The organism is Cryobacterium sp. TMS1-13-1 (assembly GCF_004403125.1).
Taxonomy (GTDB): Bacteria; Actinomycetota; Actinomycetes; order Actinomycetales; family Microbacteriaceae; genus Cryobacterium; species Cryobacterium levicorallinum.
Map to the genome: position 1 here is coordinate 338,645 of NZ_SOGX01000010.1, position 22,225 is coordinate 360,869.

The following is a 22,225-nucleotide window of genomic DNA, read 5'->3' on the forward strand; positions in this document are numbered from 1 at the left end:
TTCTTCATTGTTGCATCAAAGGTTGATTGGGAACGTTTCTCGGTGACCTTCCGCTCGATCACTGAAGGCATCGACTCGTCGACGCCAGCAGGCCGCATGCTCCAAACCCTGCTTATCTCCTTTGCGACGATGGAGCGGGAGATCCTGATCGAGCGCACGAACGCTGGACTTCGGGCAGCTCGTGAACGCGGTCGGATCGGAGGCCGACCCCGCGCGTTGACCGATGCCAAGAAAGAGCTAGCCAAAGTCATGTATAAGCGTGGGTCTACTGCACGCGAAATCGGCGCCGAGCTCGGCTGCTCTCGCAGCGTCGTGTATCGAGCTCTTGAGCTGAATTAATCGGATTCCACGCGCCAGATGGTCTCCACTGATTCTGGTCGAAAACCTTCGATTCCTGCTTTGCCGGGTGGAGCGTGACTGTAAGCAGAGGGCGCGCTTCTGGTCGATGTCTGCGCGCTCGAACTCGGCGAGCAATCTTGTCGAGTCGCCCGGCTCCACCTTCTTGCTAGCAACGTCACAGGGTTTCAGCACTGTTCGGAAAAGAGCACATGAACGACTCGTTACGGCAGGTGGGCCCTTCTTAGCCTGCATGTCCGATGATTACTTTTTTACCTGATGAGATGTCAAAATACTCGATTTCATCGACCTGAGACGTGCGCCCGTACAGCCGATTCTCGGTGTTGCGCATAGAGAAGGTATGAACACACCTTTGCTGGCCCCGGAATCGGCCAAATCAACTACCTCGCTGCTGGTCACGATTCCAGAGGCCGCTAGCCTCCTCGGCGTTTCACGGGACCACATCTACCGATTGATAAAGAGCCGCAAGCTTCCGTTTGTCGACATGGGCCTCGGGCGTTCGATGATGCGGATTGAGGTGTCAGACATTCGGGCCCTAATCGCGAGTCGGAAATCTCTCGTCAAGTAGATATTTTCAGGTGACAATGCTTGCCGTGGAGGGCGGTGTGGTCCAGCTGAGTCGGCAGATTAGGCCAAACTTTCCCTATGGGAGACAAAACGCCACGGGCACCCCGGCCGCAGAAACCTGAGCGCCGCGCCAGGGGGACGGGTGGGCTCAGTAAGCCGCGCGCCAAGGACGGGCACGTCCGCGGCTACAAAGGCACGGGAGCGGCCCGCAAGTACACGGCCTGGTATCCGACGAAGACCTTAGCTGATCACGCTATTGCGTTCATCGTTATGGATGACGAGGTGCGCGAAGAAATCGCCGTGCCGCCAGTTCATACCGTGAGAAATGCCATTGACGGATGGCTCACCCATGAGGCCGACATTACTTCCGCAACCCGCGGTGGATACGAGCAGAGCGCCCGGCATTACTTAATCGGTCTTCTTGACACGGACGTCGCTTTGCTTCAGAGGGAGACGGTCAACGAGTACTACCAGGATATGAGCCGAAAGAAGAACCTCAGTCAGAGCACAATCAATCAAGCCCACTCGGTGCTTAAGGGCGGTCTTTCCTACGCCCACGATAACGGCTGGGCCAAGTCAAACGTCGCGTACGGAATCAAGATCCCCGCTGCACCAAAGGAGAAGGTCGAGGCGTTGAAACCGAACGAACGAGGGCTAATGCTTGCCGCCTTCGTCGATCACCGATACGAAGCACGATTCCGATTGGCACTCATCTGGGGCCTTCGGCCAGGTGAGGCAACGGGCTTGACGTGGGAACGTATTGACTTCGTCCGCGGGACCATCGAGATTGCAGCCCAGTTGCAAAGATCAAGGATTACAGTCAACGGGGAGCCCCTAGGGACAATTTACCGAGCAAGTACAAAATCCACCGCGGGTGCACGTACTATATGGCCCGACGCGCAGACTATGCATCTGCTGGAACTCTGGAAGGATGCACAAGCAGCGGAAATGATCGACCGCGAGCTGGCGCCATTCCAAATTCAGCAGCGCGCGCAACAGGCCGCACGCTTAGCAGCCGCCAAAGACCTAGGATTGCTCGTGAGCCCCGGGCTTTATAGTGTGCCACCGGCCGATGGGCTTGTTTTCACGCTCGCAAATGGCGATCCCATCTTGCCTCGATGGGACGCGGACATGTGGACGGCGCTGTGCAACCGGGCGGGTATCAAGCATGTCCGACTCTACGTCGCTCGGCACACTGCTATCAATCACATGCTTATTAGCGGCGCGCCTCTCGCCTCTGTAAGCGTTGCGGCCGGGCACCACAGTCAAGCGTTCACTGAACGCGTCTACGGCGGAAACCGTGACGTGATCGGCGATGGACTCGCCGCATTCGTGAGCGAGTCACCGTAGAAGGTTGGACACCTATGCGGACACCTAAGGTCCGCACACCCAGCAACAATGGGCTGCAAAATTATCCATCGAATCAAACGAACGCTGCGTAATTACGGGGTTCAACTACATCCAGCGACAAGGGGCGACAACCAGCATCTTTGTGAGCAGCGGACTCATAATCCGTCGGTCCCGGGTTCAAGTCCCGGTCGCCCTACTGTAATTTAGATCTGATCAGGGTTTCTTGTCTGTACCGAAAGGGCAAGACTAGATGCACTATCCGTTTATTGGTCTTTTATTCAAAAATATCCGCCACCTCCGGCCTCTAGTAGAGAAGGTACACGACCCGGTTCGAGTCATCTGGAATGACCTCGATCACCTATGGGTTATGGACAGCGAACGAAACTCCGGACTCGGCCTCGAGCCAGTTTTAACGACAAGCGAGCTCGCCGAGTACCTCGGCGTGCGGACGCAAGCGATCTACGATCTGCGAACCGACGGGCGTGGCCCCTCGGGCATTCGCGTGGGCCGGGAGATCCGCTTCCGTGTTTCCGACGTGGTGCGGTGGCTCGACGGGCTGCACGAGCCAGACACTTCCGTCGTCGACGAGGGAGCCAAGGGCTAATGGCCGGACGACCACGTCTGCCAGTCAGCACGTTCGGTGCCATCACGACTCAGCAAGTCGGACCGGGGATCTTCCGAGCGATTACTCGCTTCCGGGACTGGGATGGTCAAACGCGGAGGGTGACGGCGACCGGCCCGAGTCGTAACGCTGCGCAGTCATCCCTGAAGGCAGAACTAGCGGCCCGCTTGCGAGCGGGCGGTAGCGGCGACTCGCTGACCGCGAGCTCACCATTTCTGCTGCTCGCGGAGGCGTGGCTGGAGGACGTGATGCTCGATGTCGACCGTTCCCAGGGCACGAAGGACACCTATCAACGTCAGTTGCGCGTACTTGTGCTGCCCTACTTCGAGAACTTTGCGATTCGGGAGGTGACCGTCGGTCGTATAGAGCTCTTCCTCAGGGAGCAGCGAGTGCAGTCGTATGCGCGAGCAAAGCACTCTCGAACAATCCTGGGCATGATTCTGGCGTTTGCAACGCGGCGGGAGATCATTCCGCGAAATCCCATGAAGGAGACCTCGCGTATGAAGAGCCCGCCGCACACGCCGAAGGCGCTCACCCCCGACCAGATTGCCGCGATCCGCCTCGCAGCCCGTGAATGGCGCACGGAGGAGGGCAGGATGGGTCCGCGGTCTGATGGCCAGGTGCGCGACATCATCGAGGTGATGCTGGGCACCGCCACACGCATCGGAGAAGTGCTCGCCATTCGGCAGTGCGACGTCGACCTGGACGCGGACCCGCCGCGGGTGCACATCAACGGCACGCTCGTCGTGCACAACAAAGCCGGAGTGCACCGTCAGGAGCATCCCAAAACCCACGAGTCGAACCGGATCATCGGCATGCCGCAGTTCGCGGCCGAGGTTATCCGCCAGCGTTTGGCACTGCTCGATCCGGAGGATGCGGAGCACCTGATTTTCTACTCGAGGGTGGGCACCCCACTCGCGCCATACAACGTCAGGCGCACGTTCCGGGAGATACTCCGAAATGCCGGGCTTGACGGTCTGAACATCACTCCGCACTCGTTCCGACGAACGGGCGCGACGTTGCTCGCCAACGAGCTTGGCATGCAGGCGGCGGCCGACATGCTCGGGCACACGTCTACGTCGACGACGAAGGCGCACTATGCGGAGCCGGACCGCACTGTGAAGTCGGGGCCGGCGGAGGTGATGCAGCGGTTGGCTCCGCCACGTTAGGGGTTTTAGAAGAGAAACCCCCGACGGGAACCACCAACGAGATGGGTCGAAGATTGTGGCTACGACCAAATCCACGAGCTATCCATCCGCTCGCTTGTCGACGCTAAAGCGAGCAGGCGCTGTGACTATTTCGGGCCCAAAGATGCTCACCGCGCAGAAGCATTCTTCCCGGCGCAATACTGCTGCGCCCGAGTTTCCCGCCTTGTCGCGTGACCGCGTGATGGCCGCTTGAGAGTACCTTCACGCGACAACCATGGCACCCGCATCAGCCCGCAGCAAGAAGGTTTTGGCGCAGGGCGGGCTGGCCGTCAATCGAAGGCCAGCCTCATGTGCCCATGCGCCTGGCAGCATTAGCCTCTTATTATGGATCCGATCTTGCTCGCAACGCTGCTACCGCCAGACTTCGATCCGATCCAGTGCAAGCTTCACTGCGCGGTTTACAACGGTGAGGAATTTCCGATCGACGTCCTCGGTAACGACTCTGGTGAATGGCAACGGTGGAACTCGTGGCGCAATGTCAACGACGACTTCAATCGACACTTCATTTTCTCGCTCGCGCAGGACAGACATGACCCGACGCTTTGGCTGTTTGGTGGGATCTGGGAAGTCGTGGGGCGCCGTCCCGATCCGCGGCAACATTCGTACGACGTCGTCCTTCGAGAGGACCTCATGGGTCCGTTCATCAAGAGGCTTTATGTACGCTTGGCACTCGCGGGTCGCAACCGACGCCGGAACATGGGGGCGTGTCTAAACGACATGACCGTTTCGATGATTACTGAGGAGCCGTTCGACGGTGATCCGTTCCCGGGGCACGACCGCATCAATCACTCGCTAGCGGAGATCCAGGCGATAGTGAAGCAAGGGCGACCTGACTGGCGGATCGCCTTGGAGCAGATGAAGGGCGTCTACGTCATCCACGACGAGGCAACGGGCGAGCCCTACGTTGGCTCGGCGTATGGCGACACAGGGATCTGGCAACGCTGGTCCCACTACGCCCGCACGCTCCATGGTGACAACGTCGGCTTGAAGGTCCACCTCGCCGCGAAGGGCGAAGACTACTTCCGAAAGACGATGCGGTTCGCTCTGCTGGAGTTTTGGTCGATGCGAACCGACGACCAGCACGTAATTGACCGCGAGACCTATTGGAAGGAAGTCCTGATCTCCAGGTCGCTAGGCCACAACAGGAACTAGGACTTTCGCGACTTTGAGTCGACGCAAGGATCGCGACATAGTCGTCGAGTTGCCATCGATGCTGCACAACCATCACTGCATGCGAGTGTCCTCCCGGATTGTCATAGGACACACCATGGCGGAGTGACTGTCAGGCCAGTACGGAGGCCAGGCGTGCAGCCACGGAAATGAATCAACTTCTTGCGAAAGGCAAGGCGTAGGCGGCGCGTCTGTCAGTCGTTGAACGCCGACGGTACTTTCCCGACGTAACCAACTGTGTGACTGCACGGAAGCCGGTCCGCTTGCGGACGTCTGATGACTGCTCGCCTACTGCGCTGACCGTATTCCCGAGCGAACGCCTCCCGACGAAGCCCCCGTCTCGTTGCGGGTAGCGGGAGGCGTCGCGCCACTGCTAGGTTGCGTTCGTGCAAGCACCTAACTCAATCCCCGCAGTCGCCGAGCCCACGGTGATCTTCGTGATCAACCGGGAATGGTCCCCCGAGGCAAACGCGAGAGCCACGTACGATGCGACCCGCATGTACTGGCGCGTGGGCGCGGACACTCGGCAACGTGCGGTCTACGCGCTCGGTGTCGCAGGCGGTGTTGTCCGAGGCGCATATCGAATCCAATCCTGGCATTCCGGTGACGAAGAGGGACGGTGGGGCTTCGATGGAGTGCCTGCGCCGCGGCCGTGTGCATCCGCTCGGTTGCGACGTCTCTCACAGCGTGACCGTGCGCTGGGCCAGGCGCGTTGACCGCGGCGCGACCCAGATGTCGTCTCGGCGGGGCGTCGGCCGGGTAGGCGCCGGCTCCAGTACAGATTTAAGCGGATGCCACCGCAATAGCGACACGTACCGGTAGATCCTGCTGTAGGTCAGCGCGTACGGAGAGCCGTCATGCTCGATGATGTGGTCGGTCCGGCCGTCCGGGATACGGTCGTAGACGTACCCATTCTCGAGGGCGGCATCGGTCGTGGCCTCGCCGAGATCCCGGGGCTGCAGGTAGTCGAACGCAGCGGATGCTCCGCTTCGGTCGATCAGGCCGAGCACCGCGTCGGCCTCAGCTCCTTGGAGGAAGACGACGCTGATCCATCGAGATGTGCGGTTCTTCGATTCGTACCCAGGCATGCGTCGCTCCAATCACGATTCGCTTCGTCAGGGAGGTGCGCAGTGGGCTACGCGGCAGGGGACTGCGGTGACAGAATTGGGAAAGAGGTTCCGCGCCGGTCGTTCGATTCGGATCTGGATGCCCTGCAGAGAAAGAAACCCATGGCGACAATTGAGCTGCTCCACATCGCAGACTGTCCGAATTCGGAAGAAACCCTTCACCGCCTGCAGCGCGCGGTCGCGAACACGATGTTCTCGAACACATCAGTCACGTCGACGCTCATCGATTCTGCCGAGACGGCCGCACGATTGCCTTTTGCCGGATCGCCAACGATCCTCGTCAACGGTGTGGATCTCTTCCCGACGGACGGTCGCACCAGCGACCTCGCGTGCCGGATCTATCTCACCCCGAACGGCATGGCCGGATCTCCGACCCAGCAACAAATCGAAGCGGCGCTCGCCGCTCATGGATAACGCCACAGCACTCACGTGTTCCTGTTGCGGTCGCGTCTATCCGCGCCGCCGGTTACACGCCCTCAGCGACAACGTCTACATCTGCCGCCGATGCGGACTGTGGGTCGCACTCCGATTCACGTCCGATCCTCTCGGGTACGATCCGGACTGACCGACTTCACCGGGATCACAATTGCCTATTTGTGGCAGCTCGGCCCGCAATCAAATCTCAGTCGAGGCTCGTTGAAGGACATTCGACCATTGATTAGCCCATCGGGAGTGACCGCGCGTAGAAGCTGTTGGAGTGGACTTAGTCTGCCTCAACTCGTTCGGGTTCCTCCTCTTCGTCGCGTTGTTCGCCGTCCGCGCGCCGCCGGAGCGCTCCCTCGGCAATTCTGATGGCAAGCTTGTCCTTCACCGATCTAGCGCGGCCGAAGGTCTCGCTGCCGAAATCCATGGCTGCGCCGACGCCGTCAGTACATGTCTCAAGAACCTTGTCCCTGACCTCGCCCGCTGCGGCTCCCCATCGTCTGGCCTCTAACGACTGACGTCCACCCTCGATACCGAGGCGACCGTTGAAGTCGACGACACCGCTTGCGACTTGGTTGGTCGAATTCACAACTGCCCTGGACGCGGTCGGGTGCAGCATTACCTTGCGTTGGCGGCAGAAGCGGCCGCATCCATGCGCGCCAACAATGGCTCTGTGCTTCGGACAACGAGTGCCAACCGATTCTGGCGGGCAGCTCTGACAGCAAGGCCATGCCGGTCGAGCTCATCCGGAGAAGGATCCAGACACGATCGACTTCGAGCACAGCGAGTGCATCCCGCAGTTGGAAGCACCGCGCCAGGACCGCAAGCTATTCTTGAACCTTGGCCTCGGCGTCTTTGGGCCGCTCGAACGTGCAGCGAGGGACCGGGTGACCGTCGCGTTTGACTTGGGCATGGTCCTTCCACACCTCGTAGACGCACTTCGCCCGAGGTATTGTCGGTCGGATTGGGCTAGTGCGTTTGCGCCCCAACTGGATTCGGTGGGCTAGCCTCTAAATTGTCCTTGACTTTGCTGACTCGCCGTATCTCGCGGCGGCCGCTCAAGGGCTTTCTACGGGGGCGCTCAGCACATGCAATTTTCATTGAATCTAGTGGACTGGGACGTTGTCAGCTCAATTGCCGCAACCATCGCGACACTGCTAGCAACCGTCGGTATCGCCATCGCGTGGCAGGCCACAAACACTGCACGCCAGTCTGCCAATGTTGACAGGCGCACATATCTCGACGGCATGTTCGACAACATGATTGCCCGTATCGATGAATTCGATACGGCAGGGCTCGCCTACTGGGATATGGAGCCAGTCGAATCAAATATCAGGGCTGGAAACTATTCAACTACCCAGCAGAACGACACTTACCCGGTCTTTCACAACGCCTTCTCTCACGCACGGTCTTCTATTGAGCGAGTCTTCATGACTGGCCTAGGCGACCTGAAATCAAGATCAATCAACCATCTCGACGGCGACCTAGCGATTCTCAGAGCAGCTCTATGGGCCACCTACCACTGCCAGATCAATTTCTCTCCGAGAGAATGCAAATCGCGCTTTGACTCCAAAGGCACTGGAATATCGGATCAGACGTGGGAGAGCGCATGGGAAGAAGTCCGGCACTTCCTTGAATCCGATGGACAGCTTTCCGAAGAATCGGGGCTTTTGGAACGAGCCCGTTCGATGGCGGAAAAGAGTGAGCACATGGAAAACAATCCGCGTCAAACCCGGCTTCAACTTGCTGATCGAGTCTTGCGAATCGCACGGCAATCAGTTCGACAGGAGTATCGGGCCCTCACGGGTATACACGCGCCATGGCACGCACGGGAGGCCAAGATATCGAGTCTGTCCTATCGGCCAGACGAGCCCACGAAGCCCGGCAGTTGGACGCGCCTGTGGTCAGGATTTTCCAGGATACTTCCTCGCAGAAAGAAAGGTGTGAACGTGCAACAGGTCGGTTAGACAGGCGTAGCACGACCAGAGAAGCAACTCTTGTTGGTGCTGTCTCTTCAGCGCCTAACGGGCATATAGTGTGCCCGTAGATCACGCGACACAGTTTCATGATCGTGCAGGGTGCAGGGTGCAGTCACCCTGCACACAGCGCCTTGAGCCGGTGGTGTCGACGCTCTTTGAGAAGCAGTCTGTGTGCGCTGGCAGTTTCAAGCGGTCAATGCGAGAACGGCAGCGTTGAAGACCTCATGAGGAGTCTGCCAGTTCAATGCTAGGCGTGGTCGGTTGTTGAGCTCGGTCACGATCTCGTCGAGTCGGGTAGTGTTCGTCAGCTTGAAATCCGTGCTCTTTGGCAGGTTTTGGCGGAGCAGTCCGTGGTGTTTTCGTTGGTGCCCCCTCTCTGTCAACCTTGTGTAAGGCACCGGGATCGTCCCGAATAGTGTCGTAGAGGGCGGGGAAGAAGTTTCTCTTGACGAACGCAGTAATGACAGGAGTCAGCTCGACCGGGCAGGCTGTAGGGATGGAAGATGTTCCCGATCCCCAGGTTCCCGAGCGTGCTCGGCGGCGAACCTACACCGCCAAGTACAAACGAGACATTCTGACCGAGTACGAGAGCTTGAACCGGCAGGGCCGCGGGGCGCTGCTCCGCCGGGAAAAGCTGTATACCTCCTTGGTCAGTTCGTGGCGTGATCAGCGCGACAAGGGGGTGCTGGCTGCTTTGGCGCGGCCGGCGGGAGCGCCGCCGGCGAGTACGGCGGAGAAGGACGCGGCCCGGCTGCGGAAAGAGAATCTCCGGCTGTCGGGCGAGTTGGATACGGCGAGGCAGGTGATCGCGATCCAGGGAAAACTCTCGGCTCTGTTGGATCAACTCTCGACCAACAGCAGCGAGACGAACACCGAGAAATAATCGACGCCACCATCACCGCCCTTGTCCCGCTCGTGGGCACGCGGGACGCGTGCCTAGCCGTGGGCCGGTCCAGGGCGACGCACTACCGCCAACACCCGCGGTCACCACGGCCGCCGTCATCGCCGCGACCCCGGCCACAGCCGGCGAAGCAGCCGCGGGCACTGACCGAACTGGAGTGCGCCGCTGTTCTGGAGGTTCTCCGGTCCGAGCGGTTCGTGGACAAGGCGCCGGCGGAGATCCAGGCGATTCTCCTCGACGAGGGCACCTACCTCTGCTCCGTGGCGACGATGTATCGCCTGCTCCGCGCCCACGGCGAGAACGGTGAGCGTCGTGCTCAGGCCGAGCACCCGGCGCGCATTAAGTCCGAACTGATCGCGACGGGACCCAACATGACTTGGTCGTGGGACATTACGAAGTTGAAGGGTCCGGCCAAATGGTCGTACTTTCACTTGTATACGATTATCGACATTTACTCGCGGTACGTCGTCGGCTGGATGGTCGCGACTCGGGAGTCCGCCGAGCTGGCTGAGCGGCTCCTGTTCGACACGATCCAGAAGCAAAAGATTCGCCGAGACCAGCTGACGATCCACTCTGACAACGGCTCCTCGATGGCGTCGAAACCCGTCGCGTTCCTGCTCGCGGACCTGGGCGTGACCAAGTCGCACTCCCGCCCGCATACGAGTAATGACAATCCATTTTCGGATTATCCCGCGTCGGTGATTATGCCGAGTACGAATTTGCGTGGGCATGTTTGGGCTGGTCAGGAGGCTGCAGCAGCCTGACCTGCTCGGCATAATCACGTCGTCGTTGATGCTTACTCTGTACAGATTTTTCGTTCAGAGGAGGCAGAAATGAAGACACGAAAGTCGGCAGTGGACCTCGGTCCACTTTCGATATATGCGGAGGGGTTTCGGGAGTATCTGCAAGGCCGCGGTTACGCGCCGGACTCGACTCGGTGGAGGCTTCGACACGCTTGCCAAACACCTCGGTCTCCAACGCGAGGCGGGCGTCATCATCGACGGTGAATGTGAGCTGATGCGTGGCCGGCGTGGTGCCGGTTAGCTCCCAGGTCAGGACGCGGCGAACCCAGTAGTCGTGGGTGATCGACCGGATCTCCTCGGCGACTTGCTCGGTGCTGCGCCGGGTTTTCCCGCGCGCCAGCGTCGCGGCGAGTTCGGTCAGGAGCACCTCGGCTTTGCTGAGGGTTTGCACGAATCCGACGGCTTGTTTGTCGTGCAGGGTCGGGGAGTGCGTGAGAATCACCCGGCGTTCAGAGCCATAAACGGTTCGGCGGGTCTCGACCGCGCTCAGCCCGCCGAATCGGTCCTGATCGACGATGCGGCGGTCGTTCGCGGGCAGGGTAAGCAGATCAGCAACGACGGATGGTGGGATGGAACCCACGAAGGAGAGGCCGGTGGCGGTGATGCGAGCGAAGATGCTCAGGGAGTTTTGGCCGGCGTCGAAGACGACCGTCATCTCCGCTGGCGCCGCCCGGCCAGCCTGCGCGGCCAGGGCCGTGTGGCGGGCGCTGAGGAGGTCGATCATCAGCGGGAACTGGGTCACGTCGGTCCGGTTTCCGGGGTAGGCGTGGGCGACCAGAGGCACGCCGCCGTCACGGGTGACGACCAGACCCAGACCGACCAGGCGCAGGTCGGTGCGTTTCTGCTTCGCTTTGCCACGCTGAGCGATGGGCGCCTTGTCGTTGGCGGAATCGATATAGGTCGCGAAGTTGGTCATATCCAACGTCAACGCTGAGATGTTCAGGCTGAACGTGGTGATCATCGCCACCGCGAGTCGCTGCTCAATCTCGGCGAGCTGGTCCTCGGTGACTTTGTGCAGCGCGTCCCAGAACCGGCGATGATCCAACACGCTCGCCGGGACCTTCGTGAATCGGTCCGCGGCAGTGCTTTTCCACCAGTCCGCGAAGCCCAGTTCCGACGTCGGGGCGACAACCCGGTTCAGCGCAGCCAGCGCCAGATAGGTCCCCACCGACGTTCCAGCGTCACTGCGGCGCGCGCCGACGACATCGTCGATGATCCCGGCCACGTCGAGGCGGTTCAGAATCTCCCAGACCGCGGCCGTGTCTCCGAAGCCGAGGTGCTGCGACTTCGACGGCAACGATTCGGCCTCACGGGCATCATGCAACGCCTCGATATCGGCCGCCGACCCCAGATAGCGGTCGGAGACCATCTTGGGCTTGCCGTCGACACGGGCCATCTCCCGCAGGTACCAGTACGGCTTCCCGTTGATCGTTTCCTTATACAAACTAGCCATACTTTAGGTCAGACGCTCTCAAGGACCAAAAGTCACGCCACCACGCCGAAGAACGCCAGACCAGCACTGGAATTGACTTCAGCGCAATCTGGCGTTCCGGAAATAGCTAGGAAGCTCCCGCTAGGCGTGCAGGCGCAGGCGCAGACGATCTGCGATCTGCGTATCGACGGACGTGGGCCCTCCGGCAGGTTCGTTGGGCGGAGTACATGATTGGTTCTTGCCTGCGAGGCTGTTACAGGGGATAGGCGACGGCCCCGATCGCGAGGCCGCCGCCAGGCCTGGTTTAGAAGGGTTTGGTGGGCAAGTATTTTCCGTCGAGGGTGATCACGGCACGTGAACCGCCTTCGGGGTCTTCAACTTTCTTAATGTCTAGTTTGAAGTTGATGGCGCTGATGATGCCGTCACCGAACTGTTCGTGGACCAGGGCCTTCAAAGTGGAGCCGTAAACGTGCATCATTTCGTAAAACCGGTAAACGGTGGGGTCGGTCGGGATACCGCCGGGGTTGCTGCCGCGCAGCGGAATTGTCTGCAGCAGCATTGCGGCGTCCTTGCCCAGACCCAGCCGCTCAGCGACGATTTCCGCAGCGGTTTCGGGCAACGGATGCTGACCGAGCAGGGCGGCGGTGACGAAGACAAGGCTCAGGCCAGTGCCATCGGTCAGTTCCTGCCAGGAGAGGTCCTTGCGCATCTTGGCGTCGATGATGGCGGCGGTCAGTTCCTCGCGCGGAGCCTGGGTGTTCTGGGAATGAATCATGGTGTTTTCCTTTTCTTATGGTGATATGGGGTGGTTAGGCGGCCAGGCCGGAGACGGCTGGCGTGGCATGGTCCTGCGTATTGCCCGCAAGTGGGACAAAGTGGCCGGTGCCACCGTGCAGGGTGTCCATGGAGCCGGTTTCGATGTCGTAGACCCAGCCGTGGAGGGTTAGCCGGTTCTGATCCAGAGCCAAGGCGACGGAGGGATGGGTCCTGATGTTGGTCAGCTGGGCGATGACGTTGCCGCGGACCATGGCCTTCAACGACTCCTGGGCCGATCCGTGGGTGCGGGCAGCGTTGACGGCCTTCGCCGCGTCGGCGTGGGCAAGCCAGTTGGCCACAGCCGGCAAGTGGTCCAGGTTCGTGTCGGTCGCGATGGCAGTCATCGCTCCACAGTCGGAATGGCCACAGATGATGATGTCCGTGACGCCCAGGACGGCGACCGCGTACTCGACTGTCGCGGAGACACCACCGGGCTCCGGGCCGTACGCGGGCACAATGTTGCCGGCGTTGCGGATCACGAACAGGTCACCCGGTTCCTGTTGGGTCAGCAGCTCTGGCACGACCCGGCTATCCGAGCAAGCAATGAACAAGGCCTTCGGGTTCTGGGCGGTGGCCAGCTCCTTGAAGAGTTCGGAACGCGCAGGAAAGGCCTCTCGTTGGAATTTCAGAAAGCCTTCAATGATGTCGTGCATGGGCTGTCTCCTCGACGTTTTGGGGATGAGTCAAGGATGACGGACAGTCTCTATAGTGTCCAAGACCTCTTTATGATGGATTCGATAAGTAATTTCTATAGTTAGAGAATCATGATATTGCGCCACATTCGTTACCTGGCCGCGGTCGCGGAACACCAAAACTTCACTCGCGCGGCCGAGGCGCTCCATGTCTCCCAACCGACGCTGTCGCAACAGATCAAGCAACTGGAGAACTCGTTGCACGTCCAGCTCTTGGATCGCTCCGGACGGACCGTGCGGCTGACAGACGCTGGCGAGACCTTTTTGCGCTATACCCGCCGCGCCCTGCGTGACCTTGACGCCGGAACCCGGGCCATCCACGACGTGCAGGACCTGAGCCGTGGATCGCTCCGGTTGGCGATGACTCCCACTTTCACCGCATACCTGATCGGCCCACTGGTCGAACGCTTCGGCACCCGCTATCCCGGCATCACCCTGAGCCTGCAGGAGATGACCCAGGACCGCATCGAGGTGGCACTGGCCGAGGATACCCTCGATCTCGGCATCGCATTTGCCGAGGTGCGTTCGTCCGAGATTGAGGCCCAAGCGTTGTTCGTCGAAACCCTCGGCTTGGTTGTCGGCAACAACCACCCCCATGCCGGACAGCAGGCACCCATGACCCTGCGGGAGTTGGAACAGGAGCAGCTTGTGCTGCTCAGAAGCGATTTTGCGACTCGGGGCCACATCGACGGGTACTTCCGGAACCACGGGGTTGCCCCGCGCATCGCGATCGAAGTTGACTCCGTCAGCGCGATCATGGAAATCGTTCGCCGCGGCCAGCTCGCCACCATGCTGCCCGAAGCCATTGCCCGCGAACAGCACGGGCTCAACCCGGTTGCCGTACTGCCGGCCATTCCACACCGCACCGCAGCCCTGCTCAGACGAAAAGGCGCGTACATGAGCGCAACCAGCCGGGCCTTCACCGAGCTGATATCGACGTGGAGCTAGCCGCCTGACCCTGCCGCGGCCAACGCAGCTACCCTCAATTCACCTGTTTGACATCACCCATGCGTTGCATAACCAACGAGGGTGATGGGTAGCGCGAATCATCGTCGCGGGGGTTCTGCCGGTATCTACGCTCGCCTGGGCTCACCTGTTGGGGAACGCATCCGGGCGGCGAACCACACAAGTAGATGGTGACTTGACTCACACACTTATATTCATCGTTTATTGCTCCGAGACCCACCGAGTCCGGCCGAGATGTTGAGATAATGGTGACGACATCTCACGCAAGAAGCTCCTGATCACACCGAGATTAGTCGAGATCAACCGAGGCTTGAGTTCGCACGTGATCTTCGTAGAAAAGGTCTCGGCGCAAACCGTCGGTCCCGGGTTCAAGTCGCGGCCGCCCTACTGTAATTATGATCTGCTCAGGGTTTCTTGTCTTTACTGAAAGGGCGCGACTTGATACACCCATTGTTTATTCCAAAATTCCCGACCTTCGGGGGTTCCCATAGAGAAGGTGCACGACCCGGTTCGAGTCATCTGGGATGATCTCGATCCATTCGGCCTCGGCGTCGTGGGCGCTGAGGAGGTTTCAGTCTGCCATCGCTGTTTCACCACCCCGGCCTGAGCCGCTTCCGTCTCGTGCACTATTGCAATCTGCGTCGACGCAGCATCCTGTTCGCTGCCCGGAAGCGCGCGATGGGCTCGGTCGACCTGATAGTTGGTGCGCGCGAGGTCGTGGCCGACCTTCTCGGCGACGAACTCTTCGCCGTCGCGTTCGACCTGGAAGATGCGCACCTAGCCTTCGGCGACGACGACGTGGCCTTTGGTAAAACGGGGTGCCCGGTCCGCGGTGGCGCGGTAGGCGACGAGATTGTAAAGCGTCTGCTCGATGGCGGTAGTGCGATACAAGCTGCGGAATCTGTCCGGCCTGTTTCGTCTTCGATTCGAATGAAAATCAACTGTTTGCACGCACGCGCCTTTCCCGCCTGTCCTGGACGGCTACGTCCGCGACGGGCCAGCGGTGGGCGACGCTTCGAGGTCGGTGTTGCCGCGCGCAATAGACTCGGGAAGATGCGGCAACAAGGGAGACGAATGAGCGAGCTGGAGCATCACGTTCGGGCACTGTGGACGTTGTTTGAGCCGATCCACGCGGTGACGTATTTCTCCCCGGAGGCGAGGGAGGCGTTCGCGGATATCGGACTCACCCGTTACTGGGACGGATACTTCGCCGGTCGCGCCGCCCCGCTCGGGGCGGTGACGGCTGCTCCGGTGGTGGCGATTTTCAGTGGGTTCGCTCCGTTCTTGGTCGAGCGGGTGCTGCCGGCTGTGTGGTCGACGGTGACCGTAGAGCGGGTCCTCGACGCGCGGTCGCGGGGTGCAGCAGCGACGTTGCGAAACCTCGTGCCCGACGAACGATCTGTCGCCGAAGCGGCTGACGTACTTGCCGAAATAGCGGCTCGTGTCGACACCATTGGTCGACCTCTCGCGGCGGCGAACAGCGCGCTGGCGGTGGAGGCAGATCCGTATCGCCGGCTCTGGCAGGCCGCGGCCACGCTTCGCGAGCATCGCGGTGACGGTCATGTTATGGCACTGGTGGAGGGCGGGATCGCGGGCATCAGTACTATCGTGTTGCGCAGCGCTGTGGATATCGACGCGACGAGTGTGCGGAAGGCGCGTGGCTGGACAGAGGAAGAGTGGGCTGTCGAAGTCGAAGAGCTCATGACTCGTGGGCTGCTGACCGGCCAGGGCGAGATCAGCGAGAATGGCAGGGTGGCAGTGGAGCGCGCCGAGAACATGACCAACCAGCTGGCGGTCGGTCCGTGGCGCGGATTGAACGACGCTGAGATCGCACGTATCGCCCGAACGCTCGCGCCCATCGCGAGAGTGTGCCAAACGGTTTTTCCGTTTCCAAACCCGATCGGGATGCCCCGGCCCTGGGATCCGAATCTCGACCCGAACGCGTCCGCCGTCCCGGTGTCGCCGCGGGCGAGTTGAATGATTCCCCTGTGATATCGAGCAAGCCAACCGCGCCTCAGTAATTTGCCTGAAAGTGCGACGTCGGAGGTCCCGCTTGCGGGCCTGGATTGTGCTCGTTGGCGACGGAATACATCTGACGTATGACTACACCAGCCGGCGGGACGTGACCCCGGACTCGCGCTGCCTGGCCACGTGCTCAACGACAAACTGCACGAAATCTTCGTCGCGATCACCGATGACCACGTCCTCGACGGCGTCGGCCGGCGGTTCGCCCGGCCAAGCTGTCTGCCGAGTGGGTCGGTCGCGTTCCAGCCGAGTGCCCGAGATCGCGACCCAGTCGCTGAGCAAGTTCCAATTGATCGGATGCGGCGGCTCCGTCATGCGTGGCCCGTCAAGATCCTCTAACGAGATTTCTCGAAAGGCGTCATCGTGATCCTCGGATGCCCACTCGACGAGTGCCCCTGACATCGCAAGTTCACCGCCCCGAACTGGTGTGAGCCGATTCAGCCTCGTCTCAACTTCGGGACCAATGTCGGTGTCCGAGATGAAGCGATGGGTGCGGTCGACCTGATAGTTGGTGCGCGCGAGATCGTCGCCGATCTTCTTGGCGACAAAGCTGTCGCCTTTGGCGAAGCGGATTAGAGCCCGTTCGGCGGTGGCGCGGTAGGCGACGAGGCCATGGAACGTGGGCTCGAGCGCGGTGAAGCTGCCGCAGTATTCGCGGCGGAAGTGCGGCTGGCCGACGCGCACGTAGAAACGAATGTCGCCGTTCTCGGTGACCGAGTGCTGCGGGTCGGATGCGATGAAGCCGGACAGTGATTGCTGGGTGTGAAGTGTCATGGGACTTGGCCTCCTGTGGTTCGGGCGGACCATCTGGATCCGCGCTCTATAGAAGGTGCCAAGGGCTCCGCAGCCGTCGTGGGCGAACGAGACAGGTTTTGGCAGCGAAGAAGCCGACGCTTTGTGCAGAACCGGGCCCGCACTGCGCAACCGGCGGTTCTGTCGCTCGAGCTCGAGCAGTGGCGCGCACGCGCACTGGCAAGCCCAGCGCTTAGCAGGCCCTAGCCCGACTCAGGCCGGCTGCTGCACGATCTGCATCCGCGCTAGCAACGTCTTCTCGGCGAGCTCGGCGATCTTCAGTGTGGCGGGTGACAGATAGGTCGATTCCCGCTGGGCTAGCGCGATCGTGTCGTAGAGCGGTTCCTTGAAGGGAACCAGGTGGATATTCTTTGGAAACGATGAGCCCTCAGTGATGGTGCGGCACACGATGGTGTCCGCTGCCCCGGTCGATACCAGGCTCAGGGCCGTCTCCACGTGTTCCACCTCCATGACCGGGTCGATCGACAGCCCGCGCATCTGCGCCCGCTCCAGAATCTGCTTGCGCGTGGGATCGGTCCAGCCGGCGTAGGCGTCGTAGAGCACCAGCTGCGACTGTGCCATTTCGTCCATGGTCATCGGCCCCAGGGCCGGATCGCGCGTGGCCGACGCGTAGAGCACTTCGTCTTGGAACAGGGGCTTGATCAGCAACCCGGTCTCGAGCACGGGCAGCACTACCAGTCCGGCCTCGAGCTCGCCGCTGGCAATCGATTCCGCCACCAGGGCAGAATTCAGCCCGATCAGCCGCACTTTCACCTGGGGGTAGAGCACGTGGAAGCGCTGCACGAGGTCGGAGAGATCGTAGTAGCCTGCGTTGCGCAGCACGCCGAACGTGCACACCCCGCTCTCCAGTGCCGCCATCGAGCGCAGCGCCTCAAGCCCGTTGTCAATCGAGCGCACCGACTGCTCGGCGTGCCGCCGCAACTCGTCGGCCGCCGCCGTGGCGATCAGCCGCCGCCCGCCCCGAATGAACAAGCTCAGGCCCACAATCTCCTCTAGCCGGCGGATGAGTTCGGAGATCGACGCCTGGCTCGTGCCCAGATCGTTGGCCGCCGCGGTGAACGAGCCCAGTGTGTAGGCGGCCAGGAAGGCGCGCAGCTGAACGATTGTCATAGGGTAATCCTATAGTTTTGATCGTTTTATATCGGGTTGTGCGATAGCACGCGTATAACTTAGGTTTCGACTATGCAAATTAACGAGGCCGACAAGAAACACATCACGGGCACCTTCACCGTTCTCAAAGAACCGGCAATCGGCGGTGTTCCCGCCCAGCGTCTGCCCGAGGTGATCAAAACCGTCTCGGAGATGCTCAGCACCATCGAGAAGAACGGCATCGACGCCGTCATCAAGTACTCCCAGCAGCTCGACAAGTGGGAGGGCGCCGACATCGAGATCAGCCAGGCTGAGCTCGCCCGCACCGGCGACCAGCTCACTCCCGAGCTGCGCGAAGCCCTCGCGGCCGGCGCCGAACGCACCCGCGTGTTCGCCCTGGAACAGCGCAAGCACCTCACCGACTTCGAGATTGAGATCCTCCCCGGCGTCATCGCCGGCCAGAAGTACATTCCGGTTCCCCGCGTCGGCGCCTACCTCCCGGCCGGCCGCTTTCCCATTCTCGCCAGCGCCTTCATGACCGTCGGAGTGGCCAAGGCCGCCGGCGTGCAGAGCGTCATCGCCTGTTCCCCGCCCATGAGCCCCACCGCAGCACACCCCGCCGTGCTGCACTCCGCCTACCTTTCCGGCGTCGACCGCGCGTTTGCCGTCGGCGGCGTGCAGGCCCTGGCCGCCATGGCGTTCGGCCTGCTCGGCGAGCAGCCCGCCGACATCCTGGTCGGCGCCGGCAACGCCTACGTGACCGAAGCCAAACGCCAGCTGTTCGGCCGCGTGGGGATCGACCTGCTCGCCGGCCCCTCCGAGGTGGCGGTCATCGCCGACGACACAGCGGATGCCGAACTGGTCGCGGCCGACCTGCTGGGCCAGGCCGAGCATGGCCCGCAGTCCCCGGCGTGCCTGGTGACCACCTCCCGCCAGCTCGGCGAAGATGTCATCCGCCACATCGAGCGGATGCTCGAAACGCTGGCTACCAAGCACATCGCCGGCCCGGCCTGGCGCGACTTCGGCACCGTCTACGTGGCCGAGAACAAGGAGACCGCCGTCGAGCTGATGGACATGCTCGCGCCGGAGCATCTGGAAATCCAGACAGCCGATTACGACTACTATCAGGAAAGCCTTTCGAACTACGGTTCGCTGTTCCTTGGGGAATGGTCAACGGTTGCCTATTCCGACAAGGGAATCTCTGGAACAAACCATGTACTACCCACGGGTCGGGGTGCCCGTTCATCGGCCGGACTCTCGGTATCACGCTTTCTCAAGCCGCTCACCTGGCAGCGCGTCGAGAAGGCCGCTACCCCCATGCTGGCCAACCACGTCGCAACCATCTCAGCTTTCGAGGGGATGGAAGCACACAAGGCAACGGCCACCCTGCGGCTCGATCGCCTGGCGAGCTCGGTGCCGAGCCTCGTCTGAGGCCGCCACTGGCGGCCGCAGGCATCCGCTTTTCTCTTACCCGCACAGCACCGCACACACAGCAATCGAAAGATGGAAATCCAATGAATCCCTTCGCTAAACGCCTCAAGGTTCTGGTACCGATGGCACTGATCGGCGTACTCGCCCTCACCTCGTGTGCCGCTGACACAACGGATGCCGGTGCCGACGATGCAACGCGCACCATCACCATCGCCACGTCCAACGACGCGCCGTTCTCGTTCACCGACGCCACCACCGGTGAGCTCTCGGGCATTGACGGTGAGATGTTCCTCGCCATCGCCGAGCAGCAGGGCTGGAACGTGGAGGTCTTCGTGACCGACTTCAACACGCTCATTCCCGCACTGATGGCCGACAAGGCCGACGTGATCGTGGACGCCATGTACATCACAGACGCCCGCAAGGAACAGATCAACTTCACCGACCCGTGGTACATGCAGGGTGAGGGACTGCTGGTTCCGGCCGACAGTACCGTGAAGAACCGCGACGACGTGGCCGGCCTCGTGCTTGGCGCCCAGACCGGCACCGTGTTCCTCGACCTCATCGACACCCTGGGCGGCAGCGAGACCCAGTACTTCGACAGCCAGGCGGCGCTCATCACCGCCGTGGAGAACGGCCAGATCGACGCGGCCTTCACCGACAGTGCCGTACTCGCCTACAGCCTGGTGCAGAAGCCCAACCCGAAGATCAAGCTCGTCTCGCCCTACGAAGCGTACTTCCCGGGCACCATCGGCGCCGGACTGCGCATGGAAGACACCGAGCTGCTCGCAGACATCAACGCGGGCCTGGCCGACCTGAAGGCCACCCCGCAGTACCTCGAAATCCTGCAGAAGTACGGACTCGGCGAAGACAACCTCACGGAGTAGATACCGCTTCACCCGTGCTGGCCGTTCCGACTGAAAAGTCGGGGCGGCCAGCTCCGAACGTGGATCACCCTTCAAGTTAGGCGCACCAAATGGAATTCATCACCGACACGCTCGCCGTGTTCCCCGCCCTGTTCGGCGCGGTACCGATTGTTCTGCAGCTCGCTGCCGGAGCCATGGTGCTTGCCCTCGTACTCGGGCTGCTCACCGCCCTGGCGCGCATATCGCAGTTCAAGGTGTTGCGGGCCGTCGCGGTGTTCTTCGTGGAGGTGATTCGCGGTACCCCGCTGCTCGTGCAGCTGGTCTACATCTTCTTCGTGCTGCCGAGCATCGGCATCGCCATCGACCCGGTGCCCGCGGGCATTCTCGGGCTCGGCATCAACTACGCCGCCTACCTCTCTGAGGTGTTCCGTTCGGCCATTCTCTCTGTGGAGGCCGGGCAGACCGAGGCAGCGCTCTCGCTCGGCTACACGCCCACCAAGGCGCTCTGGCGCGTGGTTATACCGCAGTCGTTCGTGGTCTCGCTCGGCCCCATCGGCAACTACTTCATCGCCATGGTCAAAGATACGGCCCTCACCTCGGTGATCGCCGTCACCGAGATTCTCAAGACCGCGAACATTTTGAATAGCCAGACTTTTCAGACCACGGAAATCTACACTGCAGCGGCGATTCTCTACCTCATGCTCAGCCTTCCGCTTTCTCGAATTGTCGTACTCCTGGAACGAAAGGCGCGGTCTCGTGGCTGACAACATCATCAATGTGCAGGAAGTGCACAAGACCTTCGTCTCCGAAGACAAGCAGTCCCTGTGGGATCGTTTTCGCGGCCGCACGCACGAAGCCCGCCGGGTGGAAGTGCTTAAGGGGGTCAACCTTCAGGTGACCCAGAGCGAGACCGTGGTCATCCTCGGTTCCAGCGGCTCGGGCAAGAGCACGCTGCTGCGCTGCATCAACAAACTCGAGACCATCGATTCCGGCCGCATCTACGTGCACGGCCACCTGGTGGGCTACCGCGAACAGAACGGCGAGCTCGTCGCCGAGCGCGCCTCGATCACCGCCAAGAAGCGCACCGACGTGGGCATGGTGTTTCAGCACTTCAACCTCTTTCTCAACAAAACCGCGCTGGGCAACGTCATGGCGCCCCTGCGCGATGTGAAGAAAATGTCGGCAGCGGATGCCCGCACCAAGGCCGTGCACCACCTCGAGATGGTGGGGCTCGGCGACAAACTCGACAACTACCCCACCAAGCTCTCCGGCGGTCAGAAGCAGCGCGTGGCCATTGCCCGCGCCCTGGCCATGGAACCGGCCGTGATGCTCTTCGACGAGCCAACCTCGGCGCTCGACCCCGAACTGGTGGGTGAGGTGCTCGCGGTGATCAAGCGCATCGCCGAGGAGGGCACCACCATGGTGATCGTCACCCACGAGATGCAGTTCGCCCGCGAGATCGCCACCCGCATCGTGGTGATGGACCAGGGCCTCATCGTGGAAGAGGGCCCGCCCGAGACGATCTTCACCAATCCCCAGCACGACAAGACCCGGGCCCTGCTGAGCCGGTCGCAGACTTCCCCCAACTGAG

23 protein-coding genes and 1 tRNA gene are annotated in these 22,225 nt (G+C 61.3%); 17 read left to right on the top strand and 7 right to left on the bottom strand.

Features of this window, described 5'->3' with window-relative positions; all coding sequences use genetic code 11:
* Positions 1 to 42: 42 nt before the first annotated feature.
* From E3T31_RS10905 to E3T31_RS10935, 7 genes are all read left to right on the top strand, one after another.
* A complete protein-coding gene (locus E3T31_RS10905; RefSeq protein ID WP_134468731.1) occupies positions 43 to 339 on the top strand; it encodes a recombinase family protein in 297 nt (98 codons plus the stop codon).
* 358 nt (positions 340 to 697) lie between these two features.
* Entirely contained in the window at positions 698 to 925 is a 228-nt protein-coding gene (locus E3T31_RS18720) for a helix-turn-helix domain-containing protein (protein ID WP_134468732.1), read from the top strand.
* A 77-nt stretch (positions 926 to 1,002) separates the two neighbouring features.
* A complete protein-coding gene (locus E3T31_RS10915) occupies positions 1,003 to 2,274 on the top strand; it encodes a site-specific integrase (RefSeq protein WP_134468733.1) in 1,272 nt (423 codons plus the stop codon).
* A gap of 121 nt (positions 2,275 to 2,395) precedes the next feature.
* A tRNA-OTHER gene (locus E3T31_RS10920) sits at positions 2,396 to 2,470 on the top strand.
* Between the two features lie 171 nt (positions 2,471 to 2,641).
* Entirely contained in the window at positions 2,642 to 2,878 is a 237-nt protein-coding gene (locus tag E3T31_RS10925; protein ID WP_134469262.1) for a helix-turn-helix domain-containing protein, read from the top strand.
* Positions 2,879 to 2,997: 119 nt separating this feature from the next.
* A complete protein-coding gene (locus E3T31_RS10930; RefSeq protein WP_166788481.1) occupies positions 2,998 to 4,065 on the top strand; it encodes a site-specific integrase in 1,068 nt (355 codons plus the stop codon).
* Positions 4,066 to 4,428: 363 nt separating this feature from the next.
* The gene (locus tag E3T31_RS10935; protein WP_134468735.1) at positions 4,429 to 5,256 is read left to right on the top strand and encodes a GIY-YIG nuclease family protein; all 828 of its coding nucleotides are present in this window, start codon (positions 4,429 to 4,431) and stop codon (positions 5,254 to 5,256) included.
* A gap of 698 nt (positions 5,257 to 5,954) precedes the next feature.
* On the opposite strand, the gene E3T31_RS10940 is transcribed toward E3T31_RS10935, so the two are convergent.
* Positions 5,955 to 6,362 carry a hypothetical protein gene (locus E3T31_RS10940; protein WP_134468736.1) on the bottom strand — a complete coding sequence of 136 codons (408 nt, stop codon included), beginning with the start codon at positions 6,360 to 6,362 and terminating at the stop codon, positions 5,955 to 5,957.
* A gap of 42 nt (positions 6,363 to 6,404) precedes the next feature.
* On the opposite strand from E3T31_RS10940, the gene E3T31_RS10945 reads away from it, so the two are divergent.
* A complete protein-coding gene (locus E3T31_RS10945) occupies positions 6,405 to 6,815 on the top strand; it encodes a thioredoxin family protein (protein ID WP_370304479.1) in 411 nt (136 codons plus the stop codon).
* 289 nt (positions 6,816 to 7,104) lie between these two features.
* Here E3T31_RS10945 and E3T31_RS10950 read toward each other — a convergent pair whose 3' ends face one another.
* Positions 7,105 to 7,443: a hypothetical protein gene (locus tag E3T31_RS10950; RefSeq protein WP_134468737.1), complete on the bottom strand. Its 339-nt coding sequence runs from the start codon at positions 7,441 to 7,443 to the stop codon at positions 7,105 to 7,107.
* Between the two features lie 469 nt (positions 7,444 to 7,912).
* Between E3T31_RS10950 and E3T31_RS10955 the strand changes: the two genes are divergently transcribed.
* The 3 genes from E3T31_RS10955 (at position 7,913) to E3T31_RS10965 (ending at position 10,468) form a co-directional block, all read left to right on the top strand.
* Positions 7,913 to 8,791 carry a hypothetical protein gene (locus E3T31_RS10955; RefSeq protein WP_134468738.1) on the top strand — a complete coding sequence of 293 codons (879 nt, stop codon included), beginning with the start codon at positions 7,913 to 7,915 and terminating at the stop codon, positions 8,789 to 8,791.
* Positions 8,792 to 9,299: 508 nt separating this feature from the next.
* Complete coding sequence (locus E3T31_RS10960; RefSeq protein ID WP_166788451.1) at positions 9,300 to 9,686, top strand: hypothetical protein; 387 nt, start codon at positions 9,300 to 9,302, stop codon at positions 9,684 to 9,686.
* Between the two features lie 215 nt (positions 9,687 to 9,901).
* Positions 9,902 to 10,468 carry a DDE-type integrase/transposase/recombinase gene (locus tag E3T31_RS10965; RefSeq protein WP_134468740.1) on the top strand — a complete coding sequence of 189 codons (567 nt, stop codon included), beginning with the start codon at positions 9,902 to 9,904 and terminating at the stop codon, positions 10,466 to 10,468.
* Here the strand turns inward: E3T31_RS10965 and E3T31_RS10970 are convergent.
* The 3 genes from E3T31_RS10970 to E3T31_RS10980 form a co-directional block, all read right to left on the bottom strand.
* A complete protein-coding gene (locus E3T31_RS10970) occupies positions 10,407 to 11,960 on the bottom strand; it encodes an IS1634 family transposase (protein WP_134468741.1) in 1,554 nt (517 codons plus the stop codon). The genes E3T31_RS10965 and E3T31_RS10970 overlap by 62 nt on opposite strands.
* Before the next feature lie 283 nt (positions 11,961 to 12,243).
* The gene (cynS, locus tag E3T31_RS10975; protein ID WP_134468742.1) at positions 12,244 to 12,714 is read right to left on the bottom strand and encodes a cyanase; all 471 of its coding nucleotides are present in this window, start codon (positions 12,712 to 12,714) and stop codon (positions 12,244 to 12,246) included.
* Positions 12,715 to 12,748: 34 nt separating this feature from the next.
* Entirely contained in the window at positions 12,749 to 13,408 is a 660-nt protein-coding gene (locus E3T31_RS10980; RefSeq protein ID WP_134468743.1) for a carbonic anhydrase, read from the bottom strand.
* A gap of 111 nt (positions 13,409 to 13,519) precedes the next feature.
* On the opposite strand from E3T31_RS10980, the gene cynR reads away from it, so the two are divergent.
* Positions 13,520 to 14,395 (top strand): transcriptional regulator CynR, encoded by an 876-nt coding sequence (cynR, locus tag E3T31_RS10985; RefSeq protein ID WP_134468744.1) that lies wholly within the window; start codon positions 13,520 to 13,522, stop codon positions 14,393 to 14,395.
* A 696-nt stretch (positions 14,396 to 15,091) separates the two neighbouring features.
* The gene (locus tag E3T31_RS17985; protein WP_206750316.1) at positions 15,092 to 16,390 is read left to right on the top strand and encodes a hypothetical protein; all 1,299 of its coding nucleotides are present in this window, start codon (positions 15,092 to 15,094) and stop codon (positions 16,388 to 16,390) included.
* A gap of 126 nt (positions 16,391 to 16,516) precedes the next feature.
* On the opposite strand, the gene E3T31_RS17990 is transcribed toward E3T31_RS17985, so the two are convergent.
* Together E3T31_RS17990 and E3T31_RS11000 are read right to left on the bottom strand one after the other, a co-directional pair.
* Positions 16,517 to 17,212 (bottom strand): hypothetical protein, encoded by a 696-nt coding sequence (locus E3T31_RS17990; protein WP_174844874.1) that lies wholly within the window; start codon positions 17,210 to 17,212, stop codon positions 16,517 to 16,519.
* A 231-nt stretch (positions 17,213 to 17,443) separates the two neighbouring features.
* Entirely contained in the window at positions 17,444 to 18,361 is a 918-nt protein-coding gene (locus tag E3T31_RS11000) for a LysR family transcriptional regulator (protein WP_134468745.1), read from the bottom strand.
* Between the two features lie 72 nt (positions 18,362 to 18,433).
* Between E3T31_RS11000 and hisD the strand changes: the two genes are divergently transcribed.
* The 4 genes from hisD to E3T31_RS11020 all read left to right on the top strand — a co-directional run bounded on the left by hisD (position 18,434) and on the right by E3T31_RS11020 (position 22,224).
* Positions 18,434 to 19,771 carry a histidinol dehydrogenase gene (gene hisD, locus E3T31_RS11005; protein ID WP_134468746.1) on the top strand — a complete coding sequence of 446 codons (1,338 nt, stop codon included), beginning with the start codon at positions 18,434 to 18,436 and terminating at the stop codon, positions 19,769 to 19,771.
* An 83-nt stretch (positions 19,772 to 19,854) separates the two neighbouring features.
* Entirely contained in the window at positions 19,855 to 20,655 is an 801-nt protein-coding gene (locus E3T31_RS11010) for an ABC transporter substrate-binding protein (protein ID WP_134468747.1), read from the top strand.
* Between the two features lie 89 nt (positions 20,656 to 20,744).
* Entirely contained in the window at positions 20,745 to 21,398 is a 654-nt protein-coding gene (locus tag E3T31_RS11015) for an amino acid ABC transporter permease (protein WP_134468748.1), read from the top strand.
* Positions 21,399 to 21,456: 58 nt separating this feature from the next.
* On the top strand, positions 21,457 to 22,224 hold the full coding sequence (locus tag E3T31_RS11020; RefSeq protein WP_134469266.1) for an amino acid ABC transporter ATP-binding protein: 768 nt from the start codon (positions 21,457 to 21,459) through the stop codon (positions 22,222 to 22,224).
* Position 22,225 lies beyond the last annotated feature (1 nt).